Origin of the sequence: Mycobacterium hubeiense, from assembly GCF_002838065.1 — a bacterium.
Lineage (GTDB): Bacteria > Actinomycetota > Actinomycetes > Mycobacteriales > Mycobacteriaceae > Mycobacterium > Mycobacterium hubeiense.
Genome location: NZ_PIZU01000018.1, coordinates 1 through 23,123, shown reverse-complemented (window position 1 = coordinate 23,123; position 23,123 = coordinate 1). Strand labels below are relative to the sequence as shown.

General features: G+C 66.7%; 25 protein-coding genes and 1 pseudogene. 13 read left to right on the top strand and 13 right to left on the bottom strand.

Translation table 11 applies throughout. The annotated features are described in order from the left end of the window. Positions 1-10: 10 nt before the first annotated feature. From CWS39_RS15275 to CWS39_RS15255, 5 genes are read right to left on the bottom strand one after another with little or no spacing between them, the layout of a single operon-like run. Positions 11-1,279 (bottom strand): alpha-amylase family protein, encoded by a 1,269-nt coding sequence (locus CWS39_RS15275; protein WP_102143774.1) that lies wholly within the window; start codon positions 1,277-1,279, stop codon positions 11-13. Then, positions 1,276-1,755 (bottom strand): nucleoside deaminase, encoded by a 480-nt coding sequence (locus tag CWS39_RS15270; protein ID WP_102143773.1) that lies wholly within the window; start codon positions 1,753-1,755, stop codon positions 1,276-1,278. The genes CWS39_RS15275 and CWS39_RS15270 overlap by 4 nt, the downstream gene beginning before the upstream one ends. 20 nt (positions 1,756-1,775) lie before the next feature. After that, positions 1,776-3,470, bottom strand: coding sequence for a tetratricopeptide repeat protein (locus CWS39_RS15265; RefSeq protein WP_102143772.1), 1,695 nt, complete (start codon positions 3,468-3,470; stop codon positions 1,776-1,778). Next, positions 3,394-4,515, bottom strand: a complete 1,122-nt coding sequence (locus CWS39_RS15260) for an ABC-2 transporter permease (RefSeq protein ID WP_431306132.1) — start codon at positions 4,513-4,515, stop codon at positions 3,394-3,396. The genes CWS39_RS15265 and CWS39_RS15260 overlap by 77 nt, the downstream gene beginning before the upstream one ends. Before the next feature lie 27 nt (positions 4,516-4,542). Further along, positions 4,543-5,115 carry a TetR/AcrR family transcriptional regulator gene (locus tag CWS39_RS15255; protein ID WP_102143771.1) on the bottom strand — a complete coding sequence of 191 codons (573 nt, stop codon included), beginning with the start codon at positions 5,113-5,115 and terminating at the stop codon, positions 4,543-4,545. Positions 5,116-5,219: 104 nt separating this feature from the next. On the opposite strand from CWS39_RS15255, the gene CWS39_RS15250 reads away from it, so the two are divergent. The 3 genes from CWS39_RS15250 to CWS39_RS15240 are packed head-to-tail and all read left to right on the top strand — an operon-like array spanning position 5,220 to position 7,131. After that, complete coding sequence (locus CWS39_RS15250) at positions 5,220-5,831, top strand: trimeric intracellular cation channel family protein (RefSeq protein WP_102143770.1); 612 nt, start codon at positions 5,220-5,222, stop codon at positions 5,829-5,831. Between the two features lie 38 nt (positions 5,832-5,869). Next, entirely contained in the window at positions 5,870-6,484 is a 615-nt protein-coding gene (locus CWS39_RS15245; RefSeq protein ID WP_199178136.1) for a DUF5701 family protein, read from the top strand. Positions 6,485-6,504: 20 nt separating this feature from the next. Next, positions 6,505-7,131: a PaaI family thioesterase gene (locus CWS39_RS15240; RefSeq protein WP_102143838.1), complete on the top strand. Its 627-nt coding sequence runs from the start codon at positions 6,505-6,507 to the stop codon at positions 7,129-7,131. On the opposite strand, the gene CWS39_RS15235 is transcribed toward CWS39_RS15240, so the two are convergent. Further along, positions 7,128-9,119, bottom strand: coding sequence for an FUSC family protein (locus tag CWS39_RS15235; protein ID WP_431306131.1), 1,992 nt, complete (start codon positions 9,117-9,119; stop codon positions 7,128-7,130). The two genes, CWS39_RS15240 and CWS39_RS15235, sit on opposite strands and share 4 nt — an antisense overlap. Before the next feature lie 87 nt (positions 9,120-9,206). On the opposite strand from CWS39_RS15235, the gene CWS39_RS15230 reads away from it, so the two are divergent. Then, positions 9,207-9,911 carry an EthD domain-containing protein gene (locus tag CWS39_RS15230; RefSeq protein WP_102143768.1) on the top strand — a complete coding sequence of 235 codons (705 nt, stop codon included), beginning with the start codon at positions 9,207-9,209 and terminating at the stop codon, positions 9,909-9,911. 13 nt (positions 9,912-9,924) lie between these two features. Further along, positions 9,925-10,677, top strand: coding sequence for an enoyl-CoA hydratase/isomerase family protein (locus tag CWS39_RS15225; RefSeq protein ID WP_102143767.1), 753 nt, complete (start codon positions 9,925-9,927; stop codon positions 10,675-10,677). Here CWS39_RS15225 and CWS39_RS15220 read toward each other — a convergent pair. Together CWS39_RS15220 and CWS39_RS15215 are read right to left on the bottom strand one after the other, a co-directional pair. Continuing rightward, a complete protein-coding gene (locus CWS39_RS15220; RefSeq protein WP_102143766.1) occupies positions 10,674-10,868 on the bottom strand; it encodes a (2Fe-2S)-binding protein in 195 nt (64 codons plus the stop codon). The two genes, CWS39_RS15225 and CWS39_RS15220, sit on opposite strands and share 4 nt — an antisense overlap. A gap of 12 nt (positions 10,869-10,880) precedes the next feature. Then, positions 10,881-11,513: a fatty-acid--CoA ligase gene (locus tag CWS39_RS15215; protein ID WP_102143765.1), complete on the bottom strand. Its 633-nt coding sequence runs from the start codon at positions 11,511-11,513 to the stop codon at positions 10,881-10,883. 241 nt (positions 11,514-11,754) lie between these two features. Between CWS39_RS15215 and bfr the strand changes: the two genes are divergently transcribed. The 4 genes from bfr to CWS39_RS15195 all read left to right on the top strand — a co-directional run bounded on the left by bfr (position 11,755) and on the right by CWS39_RS15195 (position 15,509). Further along, entirely contained in the window at positions 11,755-12,234 is a 480-nt protein-coding gene (gene bfr / locus CWS39_RS15210; RefSeq protein ID WP_102143764.1) for a bacterioferritin, read from the top strand. A gap of 297 nt (positions 12,235-12,531) precedes the next feature. Continuing rightward, complete coding sequence (locus CWS39_RS15205; protein WP_102143836.1) at positions 12,532-13,014, top strand: carboxymuconolactone decarboxylase family protein; 483 nt, start codon at positions 12,532-12,534, stop codon at positions 13,012-13,014. A 21-nt stretch (positions 13,015-13,035) separates the two neighbouring features. Continuing rightward, complete coding sequence (locus CWS39_RS15200) at positions 13,036-14,403, top strand: type I glutamate--ammonia ligase (protein ID WP_102143763.1); 1,368 nt, start codon at positions 13,036-13,038, stop codon at positions 14,401-14,403. Next, positions 14,400-15,509 (top strand): amidohydrolase family protein, encoded by a 1,110-nt coding sequence (locus CWS39_RS15195; protein WP_102143762.1) that lies wholly within the window; start codon positions 14,400-14,402, stop codon positions 15,507-15,509. The genes CWS39_RS15200 and CWS39_RS15195 overlap by 4 nt, the downstream gene beginning before the upstream one ends. A gap of 1 nt (position 15,510) precedes the next feature. Here CWS39_RS15195 and CWS39_RS15190 read toward each other — a convergent pair whose 3' ends face one another. The 3 genes from CWS39_RS15190 to CWS39_RS15180 form a co-directional block, all read right to left on the bottom strand. Next, the gene (locus tag CWS39_RS15190; protein ID WP_102143761.1) at positions 15,511-15,954 is read right to left on the bottom strand and encodes a nuclear transport factor 2 family protein; all 444 of its coding nucleotides are present in this window, start codon (positions 15,952-15,954) and stop codon (positions 15,511-15,513) included. Next, the gene (locus CWS39_RS15185) at positions 15,944-17,731 is read right to left on the bottom strand and encodes an N-acyl-D-amino-acid deacylase family protein (RefSeq protein WP_102143760.1); all 1,788 of its coding nucleotides are present in this window, start codon (positions 17,729-17,731) and stop codon (positions 15,944-15,946) included. The genes CWS39_RS15190 and CWS39_RS15185 overlap by 11 nt, the downstream gene beginning before the upstream one ends. Positions 17,732-17,831: 100 nt before the next feature. Then, on the bottom strand, positions 17,832-18,758 hold the full coding sequence (locus CWS39_RS15180) for an SDR family oxidoreductase (protein WP_102143835.1): 927 nt from the start codon (positions 18,756-18,758) through the stop codon (positions 17,832-17,834). Positions 18,759-18,825: 67 nt separating this feature from the next. On the opposite strand from CWS39_RS15180, the gene CWS39_RS15175 reads away from it, so the two are divergent. Further along, complete coding sequence (locus CWS39_RS15175) at positions 18,826-19,737, top strand: dienelactone hydrolase family protein (RefSeq protein ID WP_102143759.1); 912 nt, start codon at positions 18,826-18,828, stop codon at positions 19,735-19,737. Positions 19,738-19,872: 135 nt separating this feature from the next. On the opposite strand, the gene CWS39_RS15170 is transcribed toward CWS39_RS15175, so the two are convergent. Beyond that, the gene (locus CWS39_RS15170) at positions 19,873-20,106 is read right to left on the bottom strand and encodes a hypothetical protein (RefSeq protein ID WP_102143758.1); all 234 of its coding nucleotides are present in this window, start codon (positions 20,104-20,106) and stop codon (positions 19,873-19,875) included. 160 nt (positions 20,107-20,266) lie between these two features. On the opposite strand from CWS39_RS15170, the gene CWS39_RS15165 reads away from it, so the two are divergent. The 3 genes from CWS39_RS15165 to CWS39_RS15155 all read left to right on the top strand — a co-directional run bounded on the left by CWS39_RS15165 (position 20,267) and on the right by CWS39_RS15155 (position 22,270). Further along, on the top strand, positions 20,267-21,373 hold the full coding sequence (locus CWS39_RS15165) for a glycosyltransferase (RefSeq protein WP_102143834.1): 1,107 nt from the start codon (positions 20,267-20,269) through the stop codon (positions 21,371-21,373). Between the two features lie 14 nt (positions 21,374-21,387). Continuing rightward, positions 21,388-21,786, top strand: coding sequence for a hypothetical protein (locus CWS39_RS15160; RefSeq protein ID WP_102143833.1), 399 nt, complete (start codon positions 21,388-21,390; stop codon positions 21,784-21,786). Positions 21,787-21,859: 73 nt separating this feature from the next. Continuing rightward, a complete protein-coding gene (locus CWS39_RS15155) occupies positions 21,860-22,270 on the top strand; it encodes a cupredoxin domain-containing protein (RefSeq protein WP_102143757.1) in 411 nt (136 codons plus the stop codon). 8 nt (positions 22,271-22,278) lie between these two features. Here CWS39_RS15155 and CWS39_RS15150 read toward each other — a convergent pair. Further along, a pseudogene (locus tag CWS39_RS15150) lies at positions 22,279-23,093 on the bottom strand (baeRF2 domain-containing protein). Positions 23,094-23,123: the final 30 nt, after the last annotated feature.

Genomic DNA, 23,123 nt, shown 5'->3' with positions numbered 1-23,123 from the left:
CGGCGCGCGCTCACGACGGTGCGACGATGACCCAACCGTGCGGCGAAACATCGGTGGACACGATGTCGGCCTGCGGGGGCGCGCCCGATCCGGCGACGAGCCGCCCGGAGCCCAAGCCCAACTCGGGTAGCGACAAGCCGAGCGGCGCATCGTCGATGTTGAGCGCGACCACAAAAGCGTCGGAACCCATCCTGGTCTCATAGACGTACTGGCTGTTACTGAGCCTCAGTGCCGACGTCTTGGCGGTGTGCAGCCACGGGTGGCGGCGACGTAACCCGACCAGGTACTGATGCAGTCGGAATACATCGCCGGGAGAGCTTGGGGGAGAGGCGAATTCGGGGCGAACCGCATCATCGCCGCCGAAGCGCTCCTCCTTGACTCCGCGGTAGGCCGACTCGTCGCCGGCGTAGATGCTGGGCGTGCCGCCGACGGTGAACAGCAGGACCAAGGCGTGTTCGAGGTGCTGTGGATTCTCCAGCTGGCTGGCGATGCGCGTCACATCGTGATTGCCGACGAAGGTCATCGGGACAAACTCATCGAGAAACTCGTTGTGCCGCTGCATCGCCCAGTCAAGTTCGAAGAAGTTGCCGTCGTTCAGACTGCTCCAGATCGCCTTCCACAGCTCGTACTGGGTGACCGAGTCGAACGACGCCGCCCGAACCCGTGCCGCATAGTCGCCGTGGATGACCTCGCCGACGAACCACGCGTCCGGGTGGGTATGCCGAACCTGAGGCAGCACCTGCGCCCAGAACGCATCGGGTACGGCGTAGGCGGCATCGAGGCGCCAGCCGTCGGCGCCGCGGTCCAGCCAGTGTCGCATCACATCGACGGCGTATGCGGCCACCTCGGGGTTGTCGTGATCGAGCGCGATGAGATCGCCGTGCCCTTCGAACGTGTCAAACCCCCCAGAACCGCCGCGTCGAAACCACGTGTCGTGCACAAAGTCGGTGCCGACATGATTGAAGACGCCGTCTAACAAGATCCGCAGACCGCGGCGGTGCGCCTCTGCGATGAGGTACTCGAAATCGGTGTCGTCGCCCAACCGCGGGTCGATCCGGTAGTGGTCGGTGGTGTCGTAACCATGGCTGCGGGAGGCGAATACGGGGCCGAGCGCCAGCCCGGATGCGCCGAGATCGATGGCGTGATCGAACCACTCGACGATCCGGCGCAGCCGATGTTGGTCGGGGGTCGGCGGCGGGTCTGCGGGATACGCGCCGACGAAGCCCAGCGGATAGATCTGCCACCAGATCGCATGCTCGACCCAACCGGGTTCCGTCATGACCCGAACTTGGCCTCGTAAAGTGCCTTCACCTGCTCCGCGAGGGCCGGCACCGGACCGTCGACCACCACGTTCGGCGCGACGGTGTTGATCGGCAGCGTGGCCACCGGCGGCGGCGGGACACCCCACTCGGCGCGCCACCGGCTGAACTGCTCGGACGACGTCGCGTAGACGATGCGGCCCAACCCGACCCACGCGTGCGCCGCCGCACACATCGGGCAGTGTTCACCGGAGGTGTAGACCGTGGCGCGCGCCCGCTCGTCTGGATCCAGATGCGCGGCGGCCCACCGGGCGATGGCGAATTCCGGATGCTGGGTGGCATCGCCGCCGGCGACCCGGTTGCGGTCCTCGTAGCGGGTGGTGCCGCTGGCGTCGACCAGTATCGAGCCGAACGGCTCGTCACCGGCGTCCAGCGCCGAACGGGCCAATTCGACACACCTCTGCAGCCGCTCGATGTCGTCGTCGCTGACGGGCATGGCCCGGAGTCTACGCAGCGTCAGCAGCAGGGATCGGTGACTTCCAGCCGGCACGCGCACGACGCGAGAACCGGAACGTCGGCACGCGCCAGCGCCAATTCGAGCTGCTGACCGATGATCGCCGCCTCGGCCGTGCGGCCCAGCCGCTGCAGGCATTCGTGGTAGCCGTGCAGGCTCCACACATTGCCCGGATGCTGACAGCATCGGCTCAGCGTCGGATCCAAACCAAGGTCGGCCGCATACACCGCGGCGGCGTCCTCGACGTGGCCCTGTTCGAGCAGCAGAGCGCCGTAGGCGTGCCGGGTCGGCTGCATCCAGCCCCACGGCTCGTCGTAGGGCAGGGCGTCGTCGAGTTCGATCGCCCGGCGTAGATGGCCGAACGCCTCGTCGAATCGGCCCTCCCGATAAGCGATTTCACCGTCGAGCATCTGTGCTGCGATGGCCAGGATGTCGCGGCAGGTGTTGTTGAACAGATACCTGGTGTCCGGGATGCGCTCGTAAGCCGCGGCGAACGCGTCACGTTCGGCACGCGCCTGGGCCAGTTGACCTTTCGACGCGTGGGCCACCCCGCGGCCGTAATGGATCGTCGCCGCCGTCGCGCAGTACAGCTCGGTATCGGCCGGCGGCTGTTCGGCGATCAGGTCGTCCCACCGTCCGAACCGGACCAGCACGTGGATCCGCAACGGCACGAACGCTTCCAGCCAGTCGGCCATCGGCGGCGACTCGATGGCCAAAAGCTCCGGGGTGAGCTGTCCGGCGAGTTCGTCGGCGGCTTGCAGCGCGATCTGTGAATTGCCTTCGAACATCGCGGAATACACCACGAAGTGCAGATCGTGCGCGCGGTACAGCGAGTAGAAGTTCAGCGGGCCTTCCCGTTCGACGAAACGCCGATCTGCTTGCACCGCAGACAGATTCGCCACCACCGAGTTGCGGTAGTGGCCACAGAGCACGTCGATGTGACTGGGCATGTGCTCCAGGTGTCCGGCGTCGGGCACCAAGCCGCGCAACAGGTCCGCGGCGGGCAGGGCATCCTGGGGCGTGGCCGACATCTCCATGGTGTGCAGGTACAGATGCAGGATGCCGGGGTGCTCGCGTCCGGCCGGGGTGGCCAGCGCATCGTCGAGGATGCGTTTGGCCTCGATCACGCGCGACCCCGGCGCAGGTTCACCGGTGCTGGTGTCCCACAGCGCCCACGCGGTGACGTTGAGCAACGCGTCGGCCGCCAGCGCCTGCACGTCGACGTCGTCGGGATAGACCGGGGCCAACCGCGCCATGGCATCGGCGTAGCCGGTGTGCCCGGCGCGCAGCGCCGACGTGTCCTGCGGGTCGTCGGTGGGGAAGCGGGCCGCCAACGCCTCGATCAGCCCGCGCTCGACTGCGGACGCCCGGCCGCGCTCGGCCAGGCCGAGTTCCATGCGGGCCCGCGCCAACGAGGCCGCCAGATCCGCCGGGTCGAACGCGTCCCACGCCTTGTTGTAGTTGGGTCCGATCGCATAGGCGATGCCCCACCGCGCGATCGCGAGGTCGGGGTCCAGATCTAGCGCCCGCTCGAAGCACCGGATGGCCTCTTCGTGGTTGAAGGCGTACGACCAGACCAACCCGCGGTCGAACCACACCTGCGCCTGCGGCGACGGCGTGTCAATCGGCCGGTGATAGGACCCCAGGTCGTAGTACGGTTCCGTCTCGCCCGGCAACACCGGGGAGGTAACGCTCATGACCCGCACGATAATTCAGCCGCGGTCGCCACGGCGCGCGATGGCCGAAGTTCATTCGCACCACCGTCGCCACCGCCGCCAGCAGGCACCCGGCGGCGGCCCAAATCCCCAGTGTCACTAGCGGGCCTTGCGCGCCGTTGCCGCCGAAGTACTGCACGCTGCGCAGCAGCGCGACGCCGGATCCCTGCGGCACGATCGTGTTGAACGTCGAGTAGAAGCCCGACAGCAGGGGCCGTCCCACCGGACCGGCCGCCGCCGCATTGCCGACGATGACCAAAAACAGCGTGAGGACCAGCGAGGCGACCGTGCCCAACGCGGCGGCCACACCGGTGACCGCACCGCCCACCGCCATCGCGTACAGCCACAGCACCCCGAACAGCTGCCAGGGATGTCCGGTGAGCGCGCCGAGCACACCGTCGACGTAGTAGGCGACGGCAGCGGCGAGCAGCGCCGAGTAGCCGGTCAGGGTGAGTGTGCGCAGCAGCAGCTTGCGCGGGCTGCGCACGGTGCCCATGATGCGGCCGAACACCGTGGCCCCCACCGACGCCCCGATGGAGAGGAAGATGACGGCGTAGAACTCGACGGTGCCCGACGGGTCGGCCGCCGACGTCGGTGCGATGTCTTCGACGGTCGGGGTGAGACCCGCGGTGGCGGCGATGCCGCGGCCTACCGTTTCGGCGGCGTTGGCCACGCTGCGGCCGCCGCCGCCGGCTACGTAGATCGTCACCTCCCCGCCGGGCCCAACGACGAATGCGGCGTCGGCCTTGCGCTCGTACACCTGCCGGCGGGCGGCGGCGTCGTCACCAACCTCGGTGACCGCCAACGCATCCTGACCGCGGATGGCACCGGCCATCCGCTCAGGAGCGGCGACCGCGACGGTCAGATGGTGCAGCGTCGGTTTGGCGAACGCACCGGAGTAGCTGGCGATCATCGCGACGACAAAGATCGTCAGCGCCACCATCGCCAGTGCCATGTTGCGCACCTCGGCGCGCGTTCCCCGACCTTCAGACAGCAGGCCGGTTTGGCGGACATTGTGCTTGCCCACGTCGAAAACCTTTCGGGTGTAGTGCAATCAGGATGTGGCTGTCAGCCCCAGCAGGGCATTGACGGTGTCGAGCGCGCCGCGCACCCGACCGGCCAGGTCGGTCGCTGCCGGATCTTCCATCCAGGACCGCAGTACCTCCATGAATCCGCCGACCAAAAAACGGCTGACGGATTCGGGGGACAGGGCCGCGATGGGGCTCACCACCGGCATGGCCTGGGCGGCGATCTCCTCGCAGGCCGGTGCCAGTTCGGTCCGGAACGCTTCGACGACACGCTGCGTCACCGCACTCGGCACGATGTTGCGGTACATCGCCCGGTGCTCGGCGGCGAAATCGAACAGTCGCAGGATGCGGGCACTCGGATCGCTCTGGTTCTCGGCCGTCGCGGCGGCGAAGGCTACCGAGAAGGCCGTCGCGACGGCGTCGTCGCGATCGCGGAAGTGTTGATAGAAGACCTGCCGGCTGACACCGGCGCGGGCGACGAGGTCACCGACGGTCAACTGGTCCACCGGCCGTTCATGCGCCAGCGCGAACGCGGCGTCCCGCAGCCGGGTGCGCACCCGCTCGGCTCGGGGATCGACGCTATGGGTCCGTGCTGCCACGACGATCAGCGTAAGCCACTTCGTAGACAGATGCCTACGAAAAGATAGGTTATCTAAGGCACGTAATCGCGACCGCTGCGACGCCGGTCACCTACCGTTGCGGCGTGTTGCAGATCATCCTCAACTACGCCGGCATCGCGGTGTTCGCCTCGTCGGGCGCGACCGTCGGAATCCGCAAAGGCTTCGACCTGTTCGGTATCGCGACGCTCGGCGTCCTCACGGGGGTGGGGGGTGGCGTGCTGCGCGATGTGCTGCTCGACATCACACCTCCGCATTCGATCCAGCACTGGCCGAACATCACGGTGGCGCTGGTCGCGGTCGCCGTCACCGTCCCGTTCGCCCGGCTCGTCATCAGGATGAATCGAGCGGTGCTGCTCCTCGATGCCATCGGCATGGGATTCTTCGCCACCTCCGGCGCAGCGATCGCGGTCGACGCGGGCGCCAGCTGGTTCGCGGCAGGGCTCATCGGGATGCTCACCGCGATCGCCGGCGGGATACTGCGCGACGTCATCGCCCGCGAGGTGCCCTATGTGATGGGCCCCGATGACCTCTATGCGATCCCGGCCATGATGGGTGCGGCGACATACGTCCTGATCGACGGGCCGCAATGGATAGCCGTCGCGGCCGGAAGCGCACTGGCCACGCTCCTGCGCCTGGCGGCGCTGGCCTTCCATTGGCGACTACCCACCGGGCCGAGGGATTTGATAGGGAACTGATGCGGAACTCTGCGACGCGCGAGATTCGTTGTCCGCCAGTGCCCACTCTTCCCACCCCACGTGAGCAGGCCGAGCGCCTCATCGAACTCGGGATCCACCAGATCGCGGGACTGACCCCTGACTCACTGCGCTGCCACGCGCAGTCGGCCGACGGACTGCTCGTGGTGCATCCCGATCTGCTCCCGGCATCGAGGTTGGCAACGCTGCTCACGGTCAACGGCAAACACGGCTTCGTGGTCGCCGACATGGCCGACGTCGACGAGTTCACGCCGATCTCACCGCTGCCCGACCCACCCGTGTACGTCGTGCACGACCTCGACCGCGGCGACGAGATGGCCAACTGGAGCCCCGACGAGGCGCTGCCCGCCATCACCGAGGCCGGCCGCACGCCGCTGACGCTGACCGAGGGCATGCACTGGGTGCTGCAGGCGCCGGCGACGCTGGAGCGGGGCCGTTGCTTCATGACGATCGGCTCGCGCCGCCGCAAAGCCGACGGGTCGCTGGACGCGCGCACGCCTGCGCTGTGGATCAGCAACGGCACCGGACGTGACGGCACGGCCAACCGCAACGCCCCCAAGGTCGGCTGGTGCTGGGCCGGCAACCGGCACACCTGGCTCGGGTTCGCCTCTGCGGCAACTCGACAACCAGAGTAGGAACGTGTTCTAGTTCAGTGGTGCTGGAGTTCACCCACATCGAGAACGTCACCTCGGCCGAGGTGCAGCGGATGCGCGAGGTCTATGCGCCGCTCGCCGAGTCCGTCCGCGAGTTGGTCGACGCCACCATCCGCACCGAGGTCGACGCCGATGTGGTGGCCGCGGTCAAGGCCGAGATCGACGCGGCAACAGCCAGGCTGCGGTCCAAGCAGATCGACGGCGCCTTCGGCGTGCGGTACACCTCCGAGGGCGACCGGATGCCGTGGGGAAACCCGGTCATCGGCATTCGTAACCCGATCGCACCACCGCTGGTGATCCAGCATGACGCCGCAGGCGGTGTCTACACCGACTTTCACCTGGGCGCCGCATACGAAGGCCCACCCGGTCACGTCCATGGGGGAGTCGCGGCGCTGGTGCTCGACCACGTGCTCGGCGAGGCGGCCAGCGGCGCCGAAAATCCCCGCTTCACCGGAACCATCACGCTGCGCTACCTGCGCACCACCCGGCTCGGCCGGCTGCACGCGCAGGCGCGCATCGACCGGACGGAAGGCGTCAAGACGTTCGCCGTCGGTCACCTCGCCGATGAAGAGGGTGTCACGGTAAAGGCCGAGGGCGTGTTCATCACACCGAAGTGGGCACGCGGTTAGCCGGTCGCCGACACCGGATCGGCCGCGGAGATCTGTGTCAGCTGGCGAGTGATGGTGTTGATCTCCGCGACCAGCACCCGCGGCGCGGCGTCGTCATGTTCGGACAGCGCGGCGGCGTCACGCAGCTGCTGATTCGCCGCGGTCAACTGGGTGATGTCGACCGTCCAGGGCGCGGCCGGACTCGCCGGGGCGCCGCGCAACACTTCGACGTAATCATCAACGGCGGCAACGAATTCCTGACTCAACGCGGTCGACGGCCCGGACGACAGATTGTTCTCCAGCGACGCGCAGGCGCTGGTGATGGCGTTCAGCGACGCCCGATAGGACCGCAGCCACCGGCGCAGCTCTCGCGAATCCACCCGGGTGGCCCCGGACGCGGCCTCGAATGCCGATCGCGCCCTCGACGCCCGCTGCCAGGCCGCCGACAACAGCTCAGCCGGCCTGTCCAGCTCATGGACGAACGCCTTGACAACCGTTGCGGCATAGTCGGTTTCCGTCTTCAGCAGTTCACCGGCCCGCTGCCGCAACCGGACCAGCGCGTGGTCGGGGAGCAACACGTGGGCCAACACCGCCAGCGCTCCGCCGACGACAGCCGCGAACAGGCGATTCTCCATGGTGGCCGAGGTGCCCACCCCGCCGACGTCGAGGATGAACACCAGCGCGGCGGCCACCGTCACGCTCACCGCGACGTATCCCCAGCCGATCACCATGTACGTCAGACCCAGGCACACGACCGCCAACACGGCCGCCGCGAGACCGCCGGGGTGCCACAGCAGCATCACCCCGGACGTCAACGCGATACCAACCCCGATTCCGCCGACCCGCCCGAAGCACCGGGTGTAGGTGTGCGCCGTCTCCGGCCGTAGCACCACCAGCACGGTGAGGGCGACCCAGTAGCCGTGTGCCACCCCGCCGAAGCGGGCCAGCACCATCGCGACGGCGACGGCCGTTGCCAACCGGGCCGCGTGCCGCAGGATCGGTGACGTCCTGGTGAGCTGATTGCGAACGACCCCGGGCGCCGACAGCAGCGAGCCGATGAGGTCCGGTCGGCGGAGCTGTCCGAACCGCAACACCGAGGCCTCGTGCAATTGTTGGGAAAACCGCTGTGCGGTAGCGGCTTCCGGCCCGGTAATCGCCGCCACCGCGGCGTCCACGCGGACCAGGGCGTGTCCGGCGTCGCGGCGCGCGGTGTGGCTGTGATCCGCCATGGCGTCGAGAAACACCGCAGCGGCCGTCAGCATCTGCGAGGTGCCGTCGTCGCGCTCGGCCCCGGAGGTGGACCGTAATGCGCTCAACGTCGCGGTGATCCGCTCCGGCAGCCGATACCCGCCGTGGTAGGCCCTCGGCCGCTGGGTGGCCTGGCTGTCGACGAACGCCTCTCGCAGCCAGGTCAGCGGCGCCGCGTCGACGCGTGCGTCGCGGTCGGTCGCCACTTTTCGCGCATCGGCGGCCAGCGACCGGTACGCGCGGGTCAACGCGTCACGTTGCACCCGCCACCGCCGCGGCGGCCACACCGCGATCAGCGCCGCCTGTACGAAGCCTGCAGCCAACGTGAACGCGGTCGCGGTCAACACGCTCGACGGCGTCGGCGACACCGGCGGCGCGACGACGAGCAGAGCACTGGCGGCGGCCGCAACCCGTCCCGCGTTGGCGCCCAGCGACCATTGCATGCCCGCGCCGAAACACCACAGCGCCACCACCGCGATGAACAACCCGCTGTACGCGGCGGTCAGCACGCCCAGAAGTACGGCCGCGCCCATCTGCAGCGACGCGGTCACCACGATCGGGACTCGGCCACCCGGACTGTCCTGCAACGCGATCGCGCCCGCCACGGCACCGGCGCCGAGTGCCCACATCGCCGACACATCCGAACCCCACACCAGCGCGAGCGCCGTCACCGCGAGGACCCCGAGCAGGCTGCGCATCACGGCGCCGATGTCCGGCGTCGTCATCCGTAGTGGAGCGAGTATCCGCGCGCCGGTGTCCACGTGGCTATTGTCGCGCCTTGGGGTCGATTCAACCGTTGCGTCTGGCCCAGTTCGTCTTCGGCGTGGCGCCGCTTTAGATTCGACGGCGTGGAAAAGGTCATCCTGACGCTGCGTGCGGTCACCGCCGACGACGCTTGGTGTGCCCGGTTGCGATCGGAGGTTGCGGCGGATCTGCTCGCGACGGGGGTGCCGGGGCTGACGGTCAATGTGCGCGACGAGGCCGTGCGCGACTCGGTGATGACGTTGACGACGTTGGACCCGCCGGTGGTCGGGGTGGTAAGCCTGTGGACCCAGCAGTACTACGGCGAACAGGTGCGTGCCGCAATGGCGCTGCTGGACAAGGTATGCGACCGCGTCGCGGCGTATCTGGTCACCGAGTCCACGCCGCTGCCGCCGCCCGACACGTCGCCGGGCGAGCGCACCGCCGGGCTGGCCAACATCGCGCTGCTGCGGCGTCCCGAGGGGCTCGACGAGGCAACCTGGTTGGCGCGCTGGCACATCGACCACACGCCGGTGGCCATCGACACCCAGGCGACGTTCGGGTATACCCAGAACACCGTGGTGCGGGCCCTCACGCCGGATGCACCGCCGATTGCGGGGATCGTGGAGGAGCTGTTCCCAATCGAGGCGGTCTCGGATCTGCACGCGTTCTTCGGCGCCGCCGACGACGACGACCTCAACGACCGGATGACGCGAATGGTGGCCAGCACTGCCGCGTTCGGGGCCAACCAGAACATCGACACGGTCCCCACCAGCCGCTACGCCTGGCGCACTCCCTTTGTGGCACATTGAGTACGCTGCAGCGGTGACCCTGCAGATCAGCGACCACAACAAGGTACGCACGCTCACCCTCGACAGGCCCGAGGCGCTCAACGCATTCAACGAGGCGCTCTACGACGCGACCACCGTCGCGCTGCGCGATGCTGCCGAGAACCCCGACGTCGCGGTGGTGCTGATGACCGGCGCGGGCCGCGCGTTCAGCGCGGGCAACGACCTCAAAGAGATGGCGGAGCGCATCGCGAACCCTGGCCAGGGTGAGGGGGAGCACGGCTTCTACGGCATGATCGACGCACTGACCGACTTCCCGAAGCCGTTGATCTGCGCGGTCAACGGCGTCGGAGTCGGTATCGGCACAACGATTCTCGGCTACGCAGACCTTGCATTCATGGCGTCGACGGCGCGACTGAAGTGTCCGTTCACCAGCCTGGGCGTCGCACCGGAGGCGGCGTCGTCATATCTGTTGCCGCGGCTGGTCGGCCGTCAGAACGCCGCCTGGCTCTTGATGTCGTCGGAGTGGGTCAGCGCCGATGAGGCGCTGCGAATGGGCTTGGTGTGGAAGGTCTGTGAGCCCGACGAGCTGCTGCCCGAAGCCACGCGGCACGCTGAAGTCCTTGCCTCACGGCCGATTTCGAGCCTGATGGCGGTGAAGCGCACGATGGTCGAACCGATCCGCGACGGAATCCACGCTGCAACGCAACGCGAGAAGTCGCAGTTCGCGCAACTGGTCGGAGCCGCCGCCAATGCCGAAGCGCTTGCGGCCTTCGCCAACAAGGATTAGCTGCTCTTCGCCGCGGTGGGACAGCCGTTGACCTGGTGGGCGGCGATGATGGCGCGCAGGGTGCGCCGGCAGCGCCCGCAGTCGGCCCCCGCACCACACGCCTCTGCGATTTCCTTCGACGTACATGCACCCGCGGCAACTACTTCGTTGACGAGCTGGCTGGTTGCTCCGGTGCATAGGCAGACGAACACTTCAGGCCCCCGCTAGTCCTGCTCGTCGATGCTCATGATGTGGGCCAACTTGCCGACGAACAGCGTCGGATAGGCGCCCAAGCCCGACTTCGACATCCATTCGGCGGCCGCGTCGGGGTGGTCGATCCACTGCCGGGCGCTCACCTCGCTGTCGATCTCCTGCAGGATCATCACTTCCCGCCCGTCGTCCAGAGCGCGGTACACCCAGATCTTGCGGACCCCGGCCCCCCGAAACCGCTCCAGCCCGTCGTGCACCTTGACCATCAGCGCAGCGACGTCGTCGACCGATGTCATCGCTCCGACGATCACGCCGGCCACGTGCGTTTCCGGCGTCGGCTCATACAGATCGATCTTTTCGACGACCTCCCCGCCGAATATCGGTGGAATATCTTCCACGCCAGAAATATCGAACCATTCGAAAATGGTCGGCGACCGCAGCAATTCCCGTAACGACTTCGGCTGCTTGATACCAATTGTCACCAGAACGCGACCGGGCTCCCAGATCGATGTGTAGAGCACGACATGATGCGCACCGATAGCGGCGAGCCCGGGCTTATGGCGGCCCAGCCACTTCCACATCCGCTCGACGTCGTCGACCCGAAAATCGCATGCCAAAATGAGCGAGTGTAAATTGTACTCACTCATCTCTTTGCGCCTCTCGGGTGCGGGGGTCGACATGGTTAGCGCAGTCTAACCTTAGTTAGGACAGGCAGTCCAGAGTCCCCGCCCGGTTAAGCCGCCGCGACTGGCCGACGATCCCGAATGAGGCCGAAAACACGCCGCTGTCAAGCGATAAGGCGTCGCCGACGGGCCAGCGGTGGACTAGATTGGAAGGCGCGCGGCAACCAGCAACACGTGACCAGCCCTCAAGGTGTTAGGAGCGAGCATGCAAGGCGATCCCGACGTTCTCAAACTGCTGAATGAGCAATTGACCAGCGAGCTCACGGCCATCAACCAGTACTTCCTGCATTCGAAAATGCAGGACAATTGGGGCTTTACCGAACTGGCCGAACACACCCGCAAAGAATCCTTCGAAGAAATGAACCACGCGGAGGAGATCACCGACCGGATTCTCATTCTGGACGGTCTGCCGAATTACCAACGGCTATTCTCCTTGCGCGTCGGTCAGACTCTGCGTGAACAGTTCGAAGCCGACCTGGCACTCGAATACGAAGTAATGGCGCGGCTGAAGCCGGGAATCATCATGTGCCGGGAAAAGGAAGACGCCACCACGGCCAACCTTTTCGAGAAGATCCTGGCGGACGAAGAGCTCCACATCGACTACCTCGAGACCCAGCTTGAGCTGATGGACAAGCTGGGTGAGGAGCTCTACGCCGCCCAGTGTGTCTCGCGCCCGCCGTCATAGATCAGCGCTGCGAGCGCTGACGGGGAAGCGGCCCCAGGTGCTTACTGCCAGGTAGGCATCCCGAAAGGAAGGCAACGAGGCCTCTCAACCGCTTCCCCTTGCCCTGAATTTACCAGGTCGACAAAAAATCTCGACGGTGTAACTTTTCCTAGCCTGCCAAACGATATGCCCTTGTAGAGTTTTCCAGGGCCCCACCGGAAGGCAGGTATGACGAGTCCCGCCGACCGCAGTGAACTGGTGGCCGCGAAGAATTAGAACGTGTTACAGATCGCCGTCGTTGCGGCGTACGATGCCGCCATGAGCCGAATTGGAGCCTTCGCCGACGACGACGTCACCGCGTTCGCGGTGAGATCGCCCGACCTCGGCACCGCACTCGCGAACTTCAGCCACGCCGTCTACACGAAAGGGCGGTTGCCGCTGCGGGTGCGGGAGCTGGCGCGCATCGTCATCGCCGACGCCAACGAATGCATGGTGTGCCAGAACACCCGCGACTCCGAAGGTGCGGCCGCCGGCATCGACGAGGAGTTCTACGACCACGCCGCCGAGTGGCGCACGTGGGAGGGCTACAGCCCCGCGGAGCGCATCGCGGCGGAGTTCGCGTTCCGGTTCGCCACCGACCACACCGCGCTGCGCGACGACGACGATTTCTGGGCCCGCGCAGGCGAGCACTTCGACCACGACCTGATGACGGATCTTGCGCTGTCATGCGCGATGTGGCTCGGCATGGGCCGCCTACTGCGCACCCTCGACATCGGTCAGACCTGCAAGATCACCCTGTAACGCGCCGCGCCGCATTGCAGAATGGCTGCTGTGACTCGGGCAGCCAAACCACTCGCCGCAGCGGCGATCGCTCAACTCGAGGCCGACGGGGTGGCCTCGTTGATCGGCACAGTCGTCAATCCGGCGGGGCTGATTCACGCGAAAACGGTGCCGCTGCGCCGGATGGGCACATTCGCCGATCCCGGGCTCGGTGCCAGCCCAGTCTGGCACGCGTTCGCCATTGACCAGACCGGCATCGTCTTCGGCGATGCCATCGGGGTGGTGGGGGACCAACGCATCCGCATCGATCTCGGGGCGCTGCGCATCCTCGGCGACGGATTCGCTTGGGCGCCCGGCGGTTTCTTCAACCAGGATGGCTCACCGGACCCGTATTGCAGCCGCGGCGCACTGCAGCGCATCGAGGACCGGCTGGCCGACGCCGGCATCGAAGCGGTGGTCGGTCACGAAGTGGAGTTCGTCCTCGTCGCGCCTGACGGGAGCGAACTGCCATCGAAGCTGTGGGCGCAGTACGGCCTGGCCGGGGTGCTGGAATTCGAAGGCTTCGTGCGGGATGTCACCGATGCGGCGACCAGTTCAAATGTTGCGATTGAGCAGTTCCACCCCGAATACGGGCGCAACCAGTTCGAAATCTCGCTGACTCCACAGTCTCCCGTCGCCGCGGCCGATCAGCTCGTGTTGATGCGGATCATCGTCGGCCGGGTTGCCCGCCGGTACGGACTGCGGGTCAGCCTCTCGCCGGTACCGTTCGCAGGCAGCGTCGGATCCGGCGCGCATCAACACTTTTCGCTGACGCGGTCGGAGGCGCCCTTGTTCTCCGACGGCGAGGGCACACGCGGGATGACGCCGGAGGGTGAATCGGCGGTGGCAGGACTGCTGGCCGGTCTGGCCGAAGCGCAGGGTGTGCTGTGCGGATCGATTCTGTCCGGGCTGCGCACCCTGCCCGGGCACTGGTCGGGCGCATATCTTTGTTGGGGCACCGAAAACCGGGAAGCCGCAGTGCGATTCCTCATCGGCGGACCGAGCAATCCATTCGGCGGCAATGTCGAGGTGAAGGTCGTCGACCCCTCGGCCAATCCATATCTCGCATCGGCGGCGATCCTGGGCTTGGCCCTGCACGGCATCGAACACTCGTTACCGCTCCCCCCGGAGACCACTGTCGACCCCGCCACGTTGAGTTCCGAGCAGCGCGACGCCGACGGCACCGTTCTGTTGCCCGCTGATCAGGCCGCGGCCATCGACGCGTTGGACCAATCGGAGTTGATGCGGGGGATTCTCGGGAATGAGCCCGTGAACGCCGTGGTGGCCGTGCGGCGTTACGAACTCGAGAACTACGCCGAGATGAAGCCCGGCGAACTGGCGGAGAAGTTCCGGATGGCCTGGAGTGTGTGACAGTGTCCGCGCTGGCCGAGCACATTGCCGCGGTGACACTGATCGACCACCACGTGCACGGCTGCTGGCTGCAGAGCGGTGATCGCCGTCGGTTCGAGAACGGACTCAACGAAGCCAACACCGAGCCGCTCGCCGACTTCGATACGGCGTTCGACACCCAACTTGGAGTCGCCGTGCGCACCCACTGTGCGCCGCTGCTGGGCCTGCCTGCCCACGCCGATGCGGACGAATACTGGCGCCGCCGCTGTCAATACCCCGAACCCGAGCTCGCCCGACTGTTCCTGACCGCGGCCAATGTGTCGGACTGGCTGATCGACACCGGATTTGCAAGCGGGGTAGCGGATCTCGGCGAGATGGCAGCGGTGACGGGTGGCCGGGCCCATGAGGTGGTGCGGCTGGAGTCGGTAGCGGAAGAGGCGATGCCCGCCGCCGGGGATTACGCGGCGGCGTTCTCGCGGATTCTCGTCGAGCGAACGGCGAATGCGGTGGCTACCAAGTCGATAATGGCCTACCGCGGCGGCTTCGCGGGTGACCTCTCCGAGCCGACGGCGCGCGAGGTCGCCGAGGCGGCCACCCGCTGGTGGGACAGCGGTGAACCCCGCTTGACCGACCGGGTGCTGTTGAGGTTCGGCCTGCATCAGGCGTTGCGGCTGGACAAGCCACTGCAGTTTCACGTTGGCTTCGGTGACCGCGACTGCGACTTACGTCTGGCCAATCCGCTGTATCTGCTGGATTTTTTTCGTGCCGCCGGTGATACCCCGATCATGCTGCTGCATTGTTATCCGTACGAGCGCGAGGCCGGTTATCTGGCGCAGGCCTTCAACAACGTGTACCTCGACGGCGGGCTGGCGATCAACTACCTAGGTGCGCGATCCGCCTCGTTCATCGGCCGGCTGCTGGAGATGGCGCCGTTTCGCAAGATCCTCTATTCCTCGGACGGCTTCGGCCCGCCGGAGCTACATTTTCTCGGAGCACACCTGTGGCGCAGCGGGATTCACAGGGTGCTCCAGGAGTTTGTCGACGCCGGCCACTGGGCCGAGGGCGATGCGATCCGAGTAGTGGACCTGATCGCGCACGGCAACGCGCGCCGCGTCTACCGGCTGTGACTCAGACCAGACCCGTGGCGTCGAACACCCACGACATATCGGCGTTGGCGAAGTCCTCCATCCACGTGGGCGGCGCGTTGTTCGCGAGCGCGCCCATGTCCCAGTAATCCTTCCACAGGGTGATCTTGCCGTTCTCGACGCGATGCACGGAGACGAACTTGAGAACAGCTGATTCCCCTGTGGGCCAGTGCCATTCCTCGTGATGCTCGTACATGACGTCGGAACCGTTGTCGAGCATCAGCCCCGGGAAGTTCTCGTAGGACGCCAACGGCTCCAGGCCGATCTTGAGCCGCTTGACGATGTCCTCCGGGCCGCGGGCCGCCGCGGTGGGACCGACCGGCATGTCGAGGTAGATGCAGTCATCGGACAGAAAGGGCTTGACGGCATCCCAATCGCGAGCCGACAGGGCCTTCCACATGCCGTGAACCGTATCCTCAACTGACATTTGTCAACTCGCCTTCCGTCGTGGCCAGCGCCGGCACCTTGTGTGCGGCCCGCAGGAACCGCCCGGTGCGGTGGGTGCCGACGAGCCCGGTGGGCCGGCCGTCCAGGAATACCGCGCGGCCGCCCACGAACACCGCCTTCACGGTGTCGTCGTTGCGGTTGACCATCCGCGACAGCCCGCCGTACTGGTCGACGGGCTCCTCGGCGTACGCGTCCAGCGATTCATCCAAGCGCTCGGGGTCGACGATCACCACGTCCGCACGGTCCCCGATGCGCAGATGACCGGCATCGAGGCGGTACCAGTCGGCGAGTTCACCGGTCAGCCGGTGCACGGCCTGCTCGATGGTCATGAACGGCTGACCGGCCTTCTCCGCGTCGTGGACATGGCGCAGCAGCCGCAGGCCCATGTTGTAGAACGCCATATTGCGCAGGTGCGCGCCGGCATCTGAAAAGCCCATCTGGATACCGGGTTCGCGGGCCAGCTTCTTGAGAACCCCGGGTCGGTGGTTGGAGATCGTGGTGCGCCACCGCAACGCGCGGCCGTGTTCGAGGACAAGGTCGAGGAACGCATCGACCGGATGTAGCCCGCGATCGACACCGACCTGGCCGAACGACTTGCCGATGACGGATGCGTCTGGGCAGTCAACGATTTCGGCGTCGAAGAAGTCACGATGCCATACCCGCATGCCGAACTTGCTCTCGTAATCCTTGCGGAACTGGCGGCGGTAGGCCTGGTCACGCATCAGGTTGTTCCGTTCCACCTCGTCGCGCAGGTGCAGGGCGGCCGCGCCGGCGCCGAACTCCTCGAACACGACCAGGTCGATTCCGTCGGCGTAGACCTCGAACGGCACCGGGAGATGCTGCCAGCGGAAGTTGCCGCCCAGCTTGTTGATGAACCGGGCGACCGGACCCATCATCCGAATGGCATACGGATTGGACTTGACGTCGGCGGCCGACAGCAGGCTGGTCTTGAGCGGATTGCGGAAGATGCCCAGTGACTGCACCACCTGCGAGCCGAGATTGAACGGGTTCTGAATGTCGGGCCCCGACTGCAGGATTCGACCCGTGCGCCGCAACAGCGACTTGAGTCGGCGCAATTCGCGCGGCTTGGCGTATGTCGACGGCAGTGTGCGCGAGCGGCAGGTCTGACCGTCCAGCTTGTCGAAAAGCAGCTGCTGAGAGGACATTCCGACGAAGCCGGCGTCGAGCGCCTCGGAGAGCATCCGCTCCATCTGCGCCTGTTCACTCTTGGTGGGCCGCTGGCGCTTCTGGGTGGCGCGGTCCAAACCCATGACGGCGGTTCGCATATCGGAATGCCCGATGAACGCGGCAATATTGGGACCGAGCGGCAGCGATTCCAGCGCTGCGACGTACTCCTCGCTGTTGGTCCAGGTCTTGTGTTGGTCCACGGCGGCGATGACATATTCGCGGGGGATCGCTTCGACGCGCCCGAACAAGTCGCCGGCGTCGACCCCGTCGACATAGATGGTCGACAGCGAGCACGACCCGAGCATCACCGTTGTCACGCCGTGGCGCAGCGACTCCGCGAGCGCGGGTCCGTTGAGCACTTCGACGTCGTAGTGGGTGTGGATGTCCACCATGCCGGGCAACACCCACCGACCGGTCGCGTCGATGACCTGCGGGCAGTCGGTGTCGTCGAGACCGTCCGGCGTGATCGCGACGACGTGGCCGTCGCGGATGCCGATGTTGCGCACCGCGGATGCGGCGCCGGTGCCGTCGAACCAGCGGCCGTTGCGAATGATCGTGTCATAGGTCACCAAGTCATAGAACAGCCCGCGTGACGGGAGTGTCAACGAAAATCGTGAACAGATTTCGAAAAATGTCTACAGCGTTCAACGCCGCGCGTTTGAGCTGGGGTTATACCGGCTCCCACGCGTCGGGTTGACTCCCGTCGATGTCGGTGAAGCCATACTCACGGGCCAGCTGGACGGAGCTGACCGACCGCTGATTCCAGCGGGCGCGGGCGGGGTCCGCGGCAATCGCGGCGACACCTCGGCCGACGAAACGCGGTGTTTCCGACACGGCGAACCCCGGCGGTGCCATGGGGTAACCGTCGACGCGCGCGGGATTGAGTGCGTCATGCCAATTCGCCTCGGTGACGCCGTAATTGTCGAGCATCATCTCCGAACGCAGCCAACCCGGAGTCACGGCAACCGCCGTCCCGCCGAAGTCGGCGAGTTCGTAGCCCTGACTGAACGCGAGCCGGTTCACCGCGGTCTTGGCCAGGTCGTAGAACACCGACAGGCGATAGTGGATGGCATTGAATTCGGCTGTGCCGTCCGTGATTTCGACAAGTAGACCGCCGGGCCGGGTGACCAGCAGGGGCAGCAGACAATGGGAGGTGATCAGGTGGGTTTCGATGCCGAGCCGCAGTATCCGCAGTCCGTCGCGCAGGTTGTGTTCCCACATCGGCCGGTGCCAGCTCGACGGTGGCCCCTTGAGGGTCTCGGCGCCCCAGAGGTCGTTGACCAGGATGTCGATGACGCCGTAGTCACGGCGCAGCCGCTGCGCCAGCGCGGTGACCTGGGCGATGTCGAGGTGGTCGACCTGAACCGCGCTACCGACGCCACCGAGTTCGGTGACCAGTCGGGCGGTCTCTTCGATGGTCTCGGGCCGGTCGTAATCGGAGTGCTCGTTGCCGGCCTCGCTGCTGCGGCCGGTGCACACGACCGTTGCCCCCGCCTCGCCGAGCGCCGCCGCGATACCGCGTCCGGCGCCGCGAGTGGCTCCGGCCACGACGGCGACGCGGCCCCGCAAAGCCGCGCCGTCCGGCGTCCACCCCATCAGTTGAGTATGCGCGCGATCGCCGATCTTCCAATCGAATTCACGCTTAAGGCGCATACTCGCCAACGTGACTCCGCTACAGCGCTACATTGCCGAAGAGATCGCCACCGACCATGTCGACGGGCTGCTTTCCAGACGTGAGGCGCTGCGTCGGCTGGCATTGATCGGGGTAAGCACCACCGCCGCCTCAGCATTGATCACAGCATGCGCGCAAGACCGGACGCCGGCCGCCGATTCACCGGTCACGTCGAGAGAACCCGCGACGGCCAGTGCGCCGCCGCCGGGTTCGGAGAACGCGAAGCCCACCACGCCCGTCACATGGGCGGGTCCGCGCGGCGAACTGCAGGGCGCATGGGCGGAGGCACCCAATCCCCGCGGCGGCGTGCTGGTCATCCACGAGAACAAGGGTCTCAACGATCACATCCGCTCGGTTGCCGGGCGCTTCGCCGGAACCGGATACTCCGCCTTGGCAATCGATCTGTTGTCCGGGCACGGCGGGACGGCCACTTTCGCCGACCCCGCCGAGGCCACCGCGGCCCTGAGCAAGATTCCGCCGGAGGAATCGCTGGCCGACCTGAAGTCCGGCATCGGCGAAGTGCAGCGACGCGCGCCGGACAAGAAGCTCGCCGCGGTCGGATTCTGCATGGGCGGGGGTATGGTGTGGCGCCTGCTGGACGCCGGTGCGCCCGAGCTTGCGGCGGCAGTTCCGTTCTACGGACCGACTCCGGAGAATCCCGACTTCTCCGGCTCGAAGAACGTCGCGGTGCTCGGCATCTACGCCGCTCGCGATGACCGGGTCAACGCCACGGAAGCAGTTGCGCGGGCGGCGCTCGAGCGCGCCGGGCTGGTCCACGAATTGGTTACCGAGCCCGATGCCGAGCACGCGTTCTTCAACGACACGGGCCCGCGCTACAACCCGACCGCGGCTACCGACGCCTGGGCGCGTGTGCAGGACTGGTTGGCCCGTCACGTCGGCTGACCGCCCTCGCCTTCCTCGTCGCTGATGCGTGTTTGGCCGTTGTCGAGGGCGGGTGGGTGCGGGTGGCGTTGGCAATTTGCTCGGCGGTCGGGGTGCCGGCCAGATGCGGCCAGCGCGGCGGCAAGGTTTCGCCGGTCAGGGCGGTGCGCGGCCCGAGGTGCTGGGCGTCGTGGAGTCGGCGTTTGGCCGCGGCGGCAGCTGCTGGGTGAGGTGGTGAGAAACCGCGGGCCGGGTGCCATAGATCCGCTCCAGGCGATCCATCACCTCCGACACGTCCACGGACGTGAGCTCGTCGAAGGACTGCGCGGCCACCCGAGCCGACGCGCCAGCCAGCATGTCGAGGTGGGCGACCAGCTCCGGCGACATCATGCTTCGAACACTAGTTCGAAGCACCGACAAATCGGCCAGAAATGTGACGCCAGATGCCACAGTGACACAAGGGATTTGAGTGAGCGTGTTCACGGCCGGTTAAGGCGCCGGTTCATCGGACGTAGTTGACCGCACACGCATGGCCGTTCTGATTCACCACATGCGGGTTGTCCAGGTGGCGAACTTCTACGGCCCGCGCTCGGGGGGCCTGCGCACCGCGGTGGATCGCCTCGGTGCGGAGTACTGCGCCGAAGGGCATGAGGTGTACCTCGTCGTGCCGGGTCGCTACGCCGAACAACGCCGCCTGCCGTCGGGTGTCGTGCGAATCTCCCTGCCGGCCAGGCTGATTCCCTTCACCGGGGGTTATCGCGCAGTGCTGCCGGGGCCGGTCACATCATTGCTCGAGAAGCTCGCGCCGGACGCGCTGGAGGTCTCGGATCGTCTGACACTGCGAAGTCTCGGCAGCTGGGGCCGCAAGCGCGAGGTGGCTACCGTGATGATCTCTCACGAACGCCTCGATCGCCTTGTCGGGCAGATACTTCCGACGCCCATCGCACGCAGCATCGCCGACGCCGCCAACCGGCGAACCGCGGCCAACTACGACACCGTGGTGTGCACGACTGGATTTGCGCGCGAAGAGTTCGACCGGATCCATGCGCCGAATGTGGTGACCGTGCCGCTGGGAGTCGATCTGAACCAGTTCCACCCCAGCCGGCGCTCCGAAATCTTGCGTCGACGGTGGGCGCGTCCAGAGCAGACCCTGCTCGTTCACTGCGGCCGGCTCTCGATCGAAAAACATGCCCACCGGAGCATCGACACCGTTGCGTCACTGCGTAACTCGGGTGTCGACGCCCGGCTGGTGGTGGTCGGGGAGGGGCCCCTGCGAGCGCGGCTGGAGCGCCAAGCTGCCCGCCTGCCCGTCGATTTCACCGGCTTCATCGGCTGCCGCGACACCGTCGCCGCCATCCTCGCCTCCGCGGATGTGGCACTTGCACCCGGTCCCCATGAGACATTCGGGCTGGCCGCCCTCGAGGCGCTGGCGTGCGGCACCCCCGCGGTGGTATCGCGCACGTCGGCGCTGGCCGAAATTCTCACCACCGACAGCGGCGCGACCGCCGACAACGATCCCGACGCCATCGCCGAGGCCGTCACGTCGGTCATCAGCAGACCGGAATCTTTGCGGCGCAACAGCGCCCGCCGTCGCGCCGAGCAGTTCACCTGGCCGCGGGCCGCGGCCGGAATGCTCAACGCGATGGGTCACCGGTGATCTACGATCAGGCGATGAAGCTGCACGCCCTGGCAATCCCCGCGAGCATTGCGGTGGCGCTCGCTGGCGCAGCTGCCACGGCCCACGCACAGCCGGCCCCGCCGCCGTGCGATTTCACGCTGTCGGCACCGCAAGTGGTTCAGGTGTCGGGCACCAACATGGTCACCGCGACCGTCAGGCCGGCGGCCTGTCACGTTGCGGCGACCCCGCACCTCAGCGTCGCGTGTCTACAAATCGAGGGCAGCCAGACCGCGCCAAACTGCGAGAGCACCCAGGGGCCCAGCACCGCGCAGGTGTACGTGCCATACCGACCTGGCGCCACCTATGTCGCGACCGGCAAGGGCTGCGCCAACACCGGCAATCCGCCGCGATCGCTCTGCGACACGCAAGGCCCCACCGCGGCATCCCTGTAGTGATCCTGCGAAGTTCGACAAACCCGCACCGCGTCGGATCGATAATCGGGTTCTCGCGAAGAAGGGGTCACCCATGAAGAGAATCTGCTTGTCGCTAGCGGGACTGTGCCTGGTCGCGGCCGTTGTCACGTCGTGCGGAGAGTCGAGCACCACCACGGAAGAACGCGAGACGGGCACGGCCACGTTGACGGCCAGTCCGACCGAGACCACCGAGGCCGAGGACACACCGCAGGCTTCGGGTCCAACCATCACCATCGCGAATATGAGCTTCGGTGAACCGATCACGGTCGACCCCGGCGCCCAGATCAAAATCGTCAACGACGATTCGGCCGAGCATTCCGTGACGTCGCAGACCGAGGGGCAGTTCGACGTCCACGTCGACGGAAATGAAGAGGGGACGCTGACGGCGCCGACGCAGCCGGGCGAGTACGCGTACCACTGCATCTACCACCCGAATATGAAGGGCACGCTGATCGTCAAGTAGCCCGCCGGCTACCTCAGCGAGTAGCGCAGGATCGCGGCGACACCGTCAGCCGGGGAGATACGTTCGTCGGTCCGCACCAACGCCGCATCGATCGCGACCGCAGCCATCGGCAGCGCTTCGTCTGCCCGCAGCACCTGCGTCGGGGCCGTGCCAAGCTCCGACAGCACGTCGGCATTGGGCGCAACGGAGGACAGATCGTCACCGGCGACCACCGTCGCATCACCGATGTCACCGATGATCAGCGTTTCCACCGCACCGGCCCGTAGCGCCGCGCACACTCCGGGCAGGCCTTCGGTGGCCAGCCCGGAACCGCGGGAGATCTCGGCGCGGAAGCGTTGCGCCGCTTCGTCGATCGCGGCCACGCGACGCATGGCGAACTCCTGATCGATCGTGTGCCGCAGCTGGTCCTCGTCGACGCTGTGGCGGGCCCCGACATGCAACTGCACCACCCGGTCGGCGACGCGCTCCGGAAGTTCGGCGATCAGGTCGGAACGCGACCGGACTTCGCCGACCACGAAAACCACTTCGGGTGATGAATCGTCGACCACGGCCGTGAGCCGATCGGCCACGGCACGCACGCTTTTCGGCCCGGCTTCTTCGACGCGCGGCTGCGTCCGACTGCCGGGCCCGCATCTACGACCGCATGTTCCAGCTGTTTGGTGAGGGCCGGTTCGGCGCCCTGCCGCGCGAGCTGTTCTCGCAGGGCGCGCCACTTAAGCTCGATCTGCGCCGCCGCGTCCACGGTGTCATGCGAGTCTTCGAAGTAGACCGATCCATACGGTCCATGAGAGGTGAGAAGAGGACGAAAGCGTTCGGATTGCATGGGTGTTCGGAGGCATTCAGGGTGACCACG

Excerpts from the sequence above, each read along its gene's own strand:
- CWS39_RS15275 (WP_102143774.1), bottom strand. The coding sequence starts at position 1,279 with ATGACGGAACCCGGTTGGGTCGAGCATGCGATCTGGTGGCAGATCTAT.
- CWS39_RS15270 (WP_102143773.1), bottom strand. The coding sequence starts at position 1,755 with ATGCCCGTCAGCGACGACGACATCGAGCGGCTGCAGAGGTGTGTCGAA.
- CWS39_RS15265 (WP_102143772.1), bottom strand. The coding sequence starts at position 3,470 with ATGAGCGTTACCTCCCCGGTGTTGCCGGGCGAGACGGAACCGTACTAC.
- CWS39_RS15215 (WP_102143765.1), bottom strand. The coding sequence starts at position 11,513 with ATGAGTGAGTACAATTTACACTCGCTCATTTTGGCATGCGATTTTCGG.
- bfr (WP_102143764.1), top strand. The coding sequence starts at position 11,755 with ATGCAAGGCGATCCCGACGTTCTCAAACTGCTGAATGAGCAATTGACC.
- CWS39_RS15205 (WP_102143836.1), top strand. The coding sequence starts at position 12,532 with ATGAGCCGAATTGGAGCCTTCGCCGACGACGACGTCACCGCGTTCGCG.
- CWS39_RS15200 (WP_102143763.1), top strand. The coding sequence starts at position 13,036 with ATGGCTGCTGTGACTCGGGCAGCCAAACCACTCGCCGCAGCGGCGATC.
- CWS39_RS15190 (WP_102143761.1), bottom strand. The coding sequence starts at position 15,954 with ATGTCAGTTGAGGATACGGTTCACGGCATGTGGAAGGCCCTGTCGGCT.
- CWS39_RS15180 (WP_102143835.1), bottom strand. The coding sequence starts at position 18,758 with ATGGGGTGGACGCCGGACGGCGCGGCTTTGCGGGGCCGCGTCGCCGTC.
- CWS39_RS15170 (WP_102143758.1), bottom strand. The coding sequence starts at position 20,106 with ATGATGTCGCCGGAGCTGGTCGCCCACCTCGACATGCTGGCTGGCGCG.
- CWS39_RS15165 (WP_102143834.1), top strand. The coding sequence starts at position 20,267 with ATGCGGGTTGTCCAGGTGGCGAACTTCTACGGCCCGCGCTCGGGGGGC.
- CWS39_RS15160 (WP_102143833.1), top strand. The coding sequence starts at position 21,388 with ATGAAGCTGCACGCCCTGGCAATCCCCGCGAGCATTGCGGTGGCGCTC.
- CWS39_RS15155 (WP_102143757.1), top strand. The coding sequence starts at position 21,860 with ATGAAGAGAATCTGCTTGTCGCTAGCGGGACTGTGCCTGGTCGCGGCC.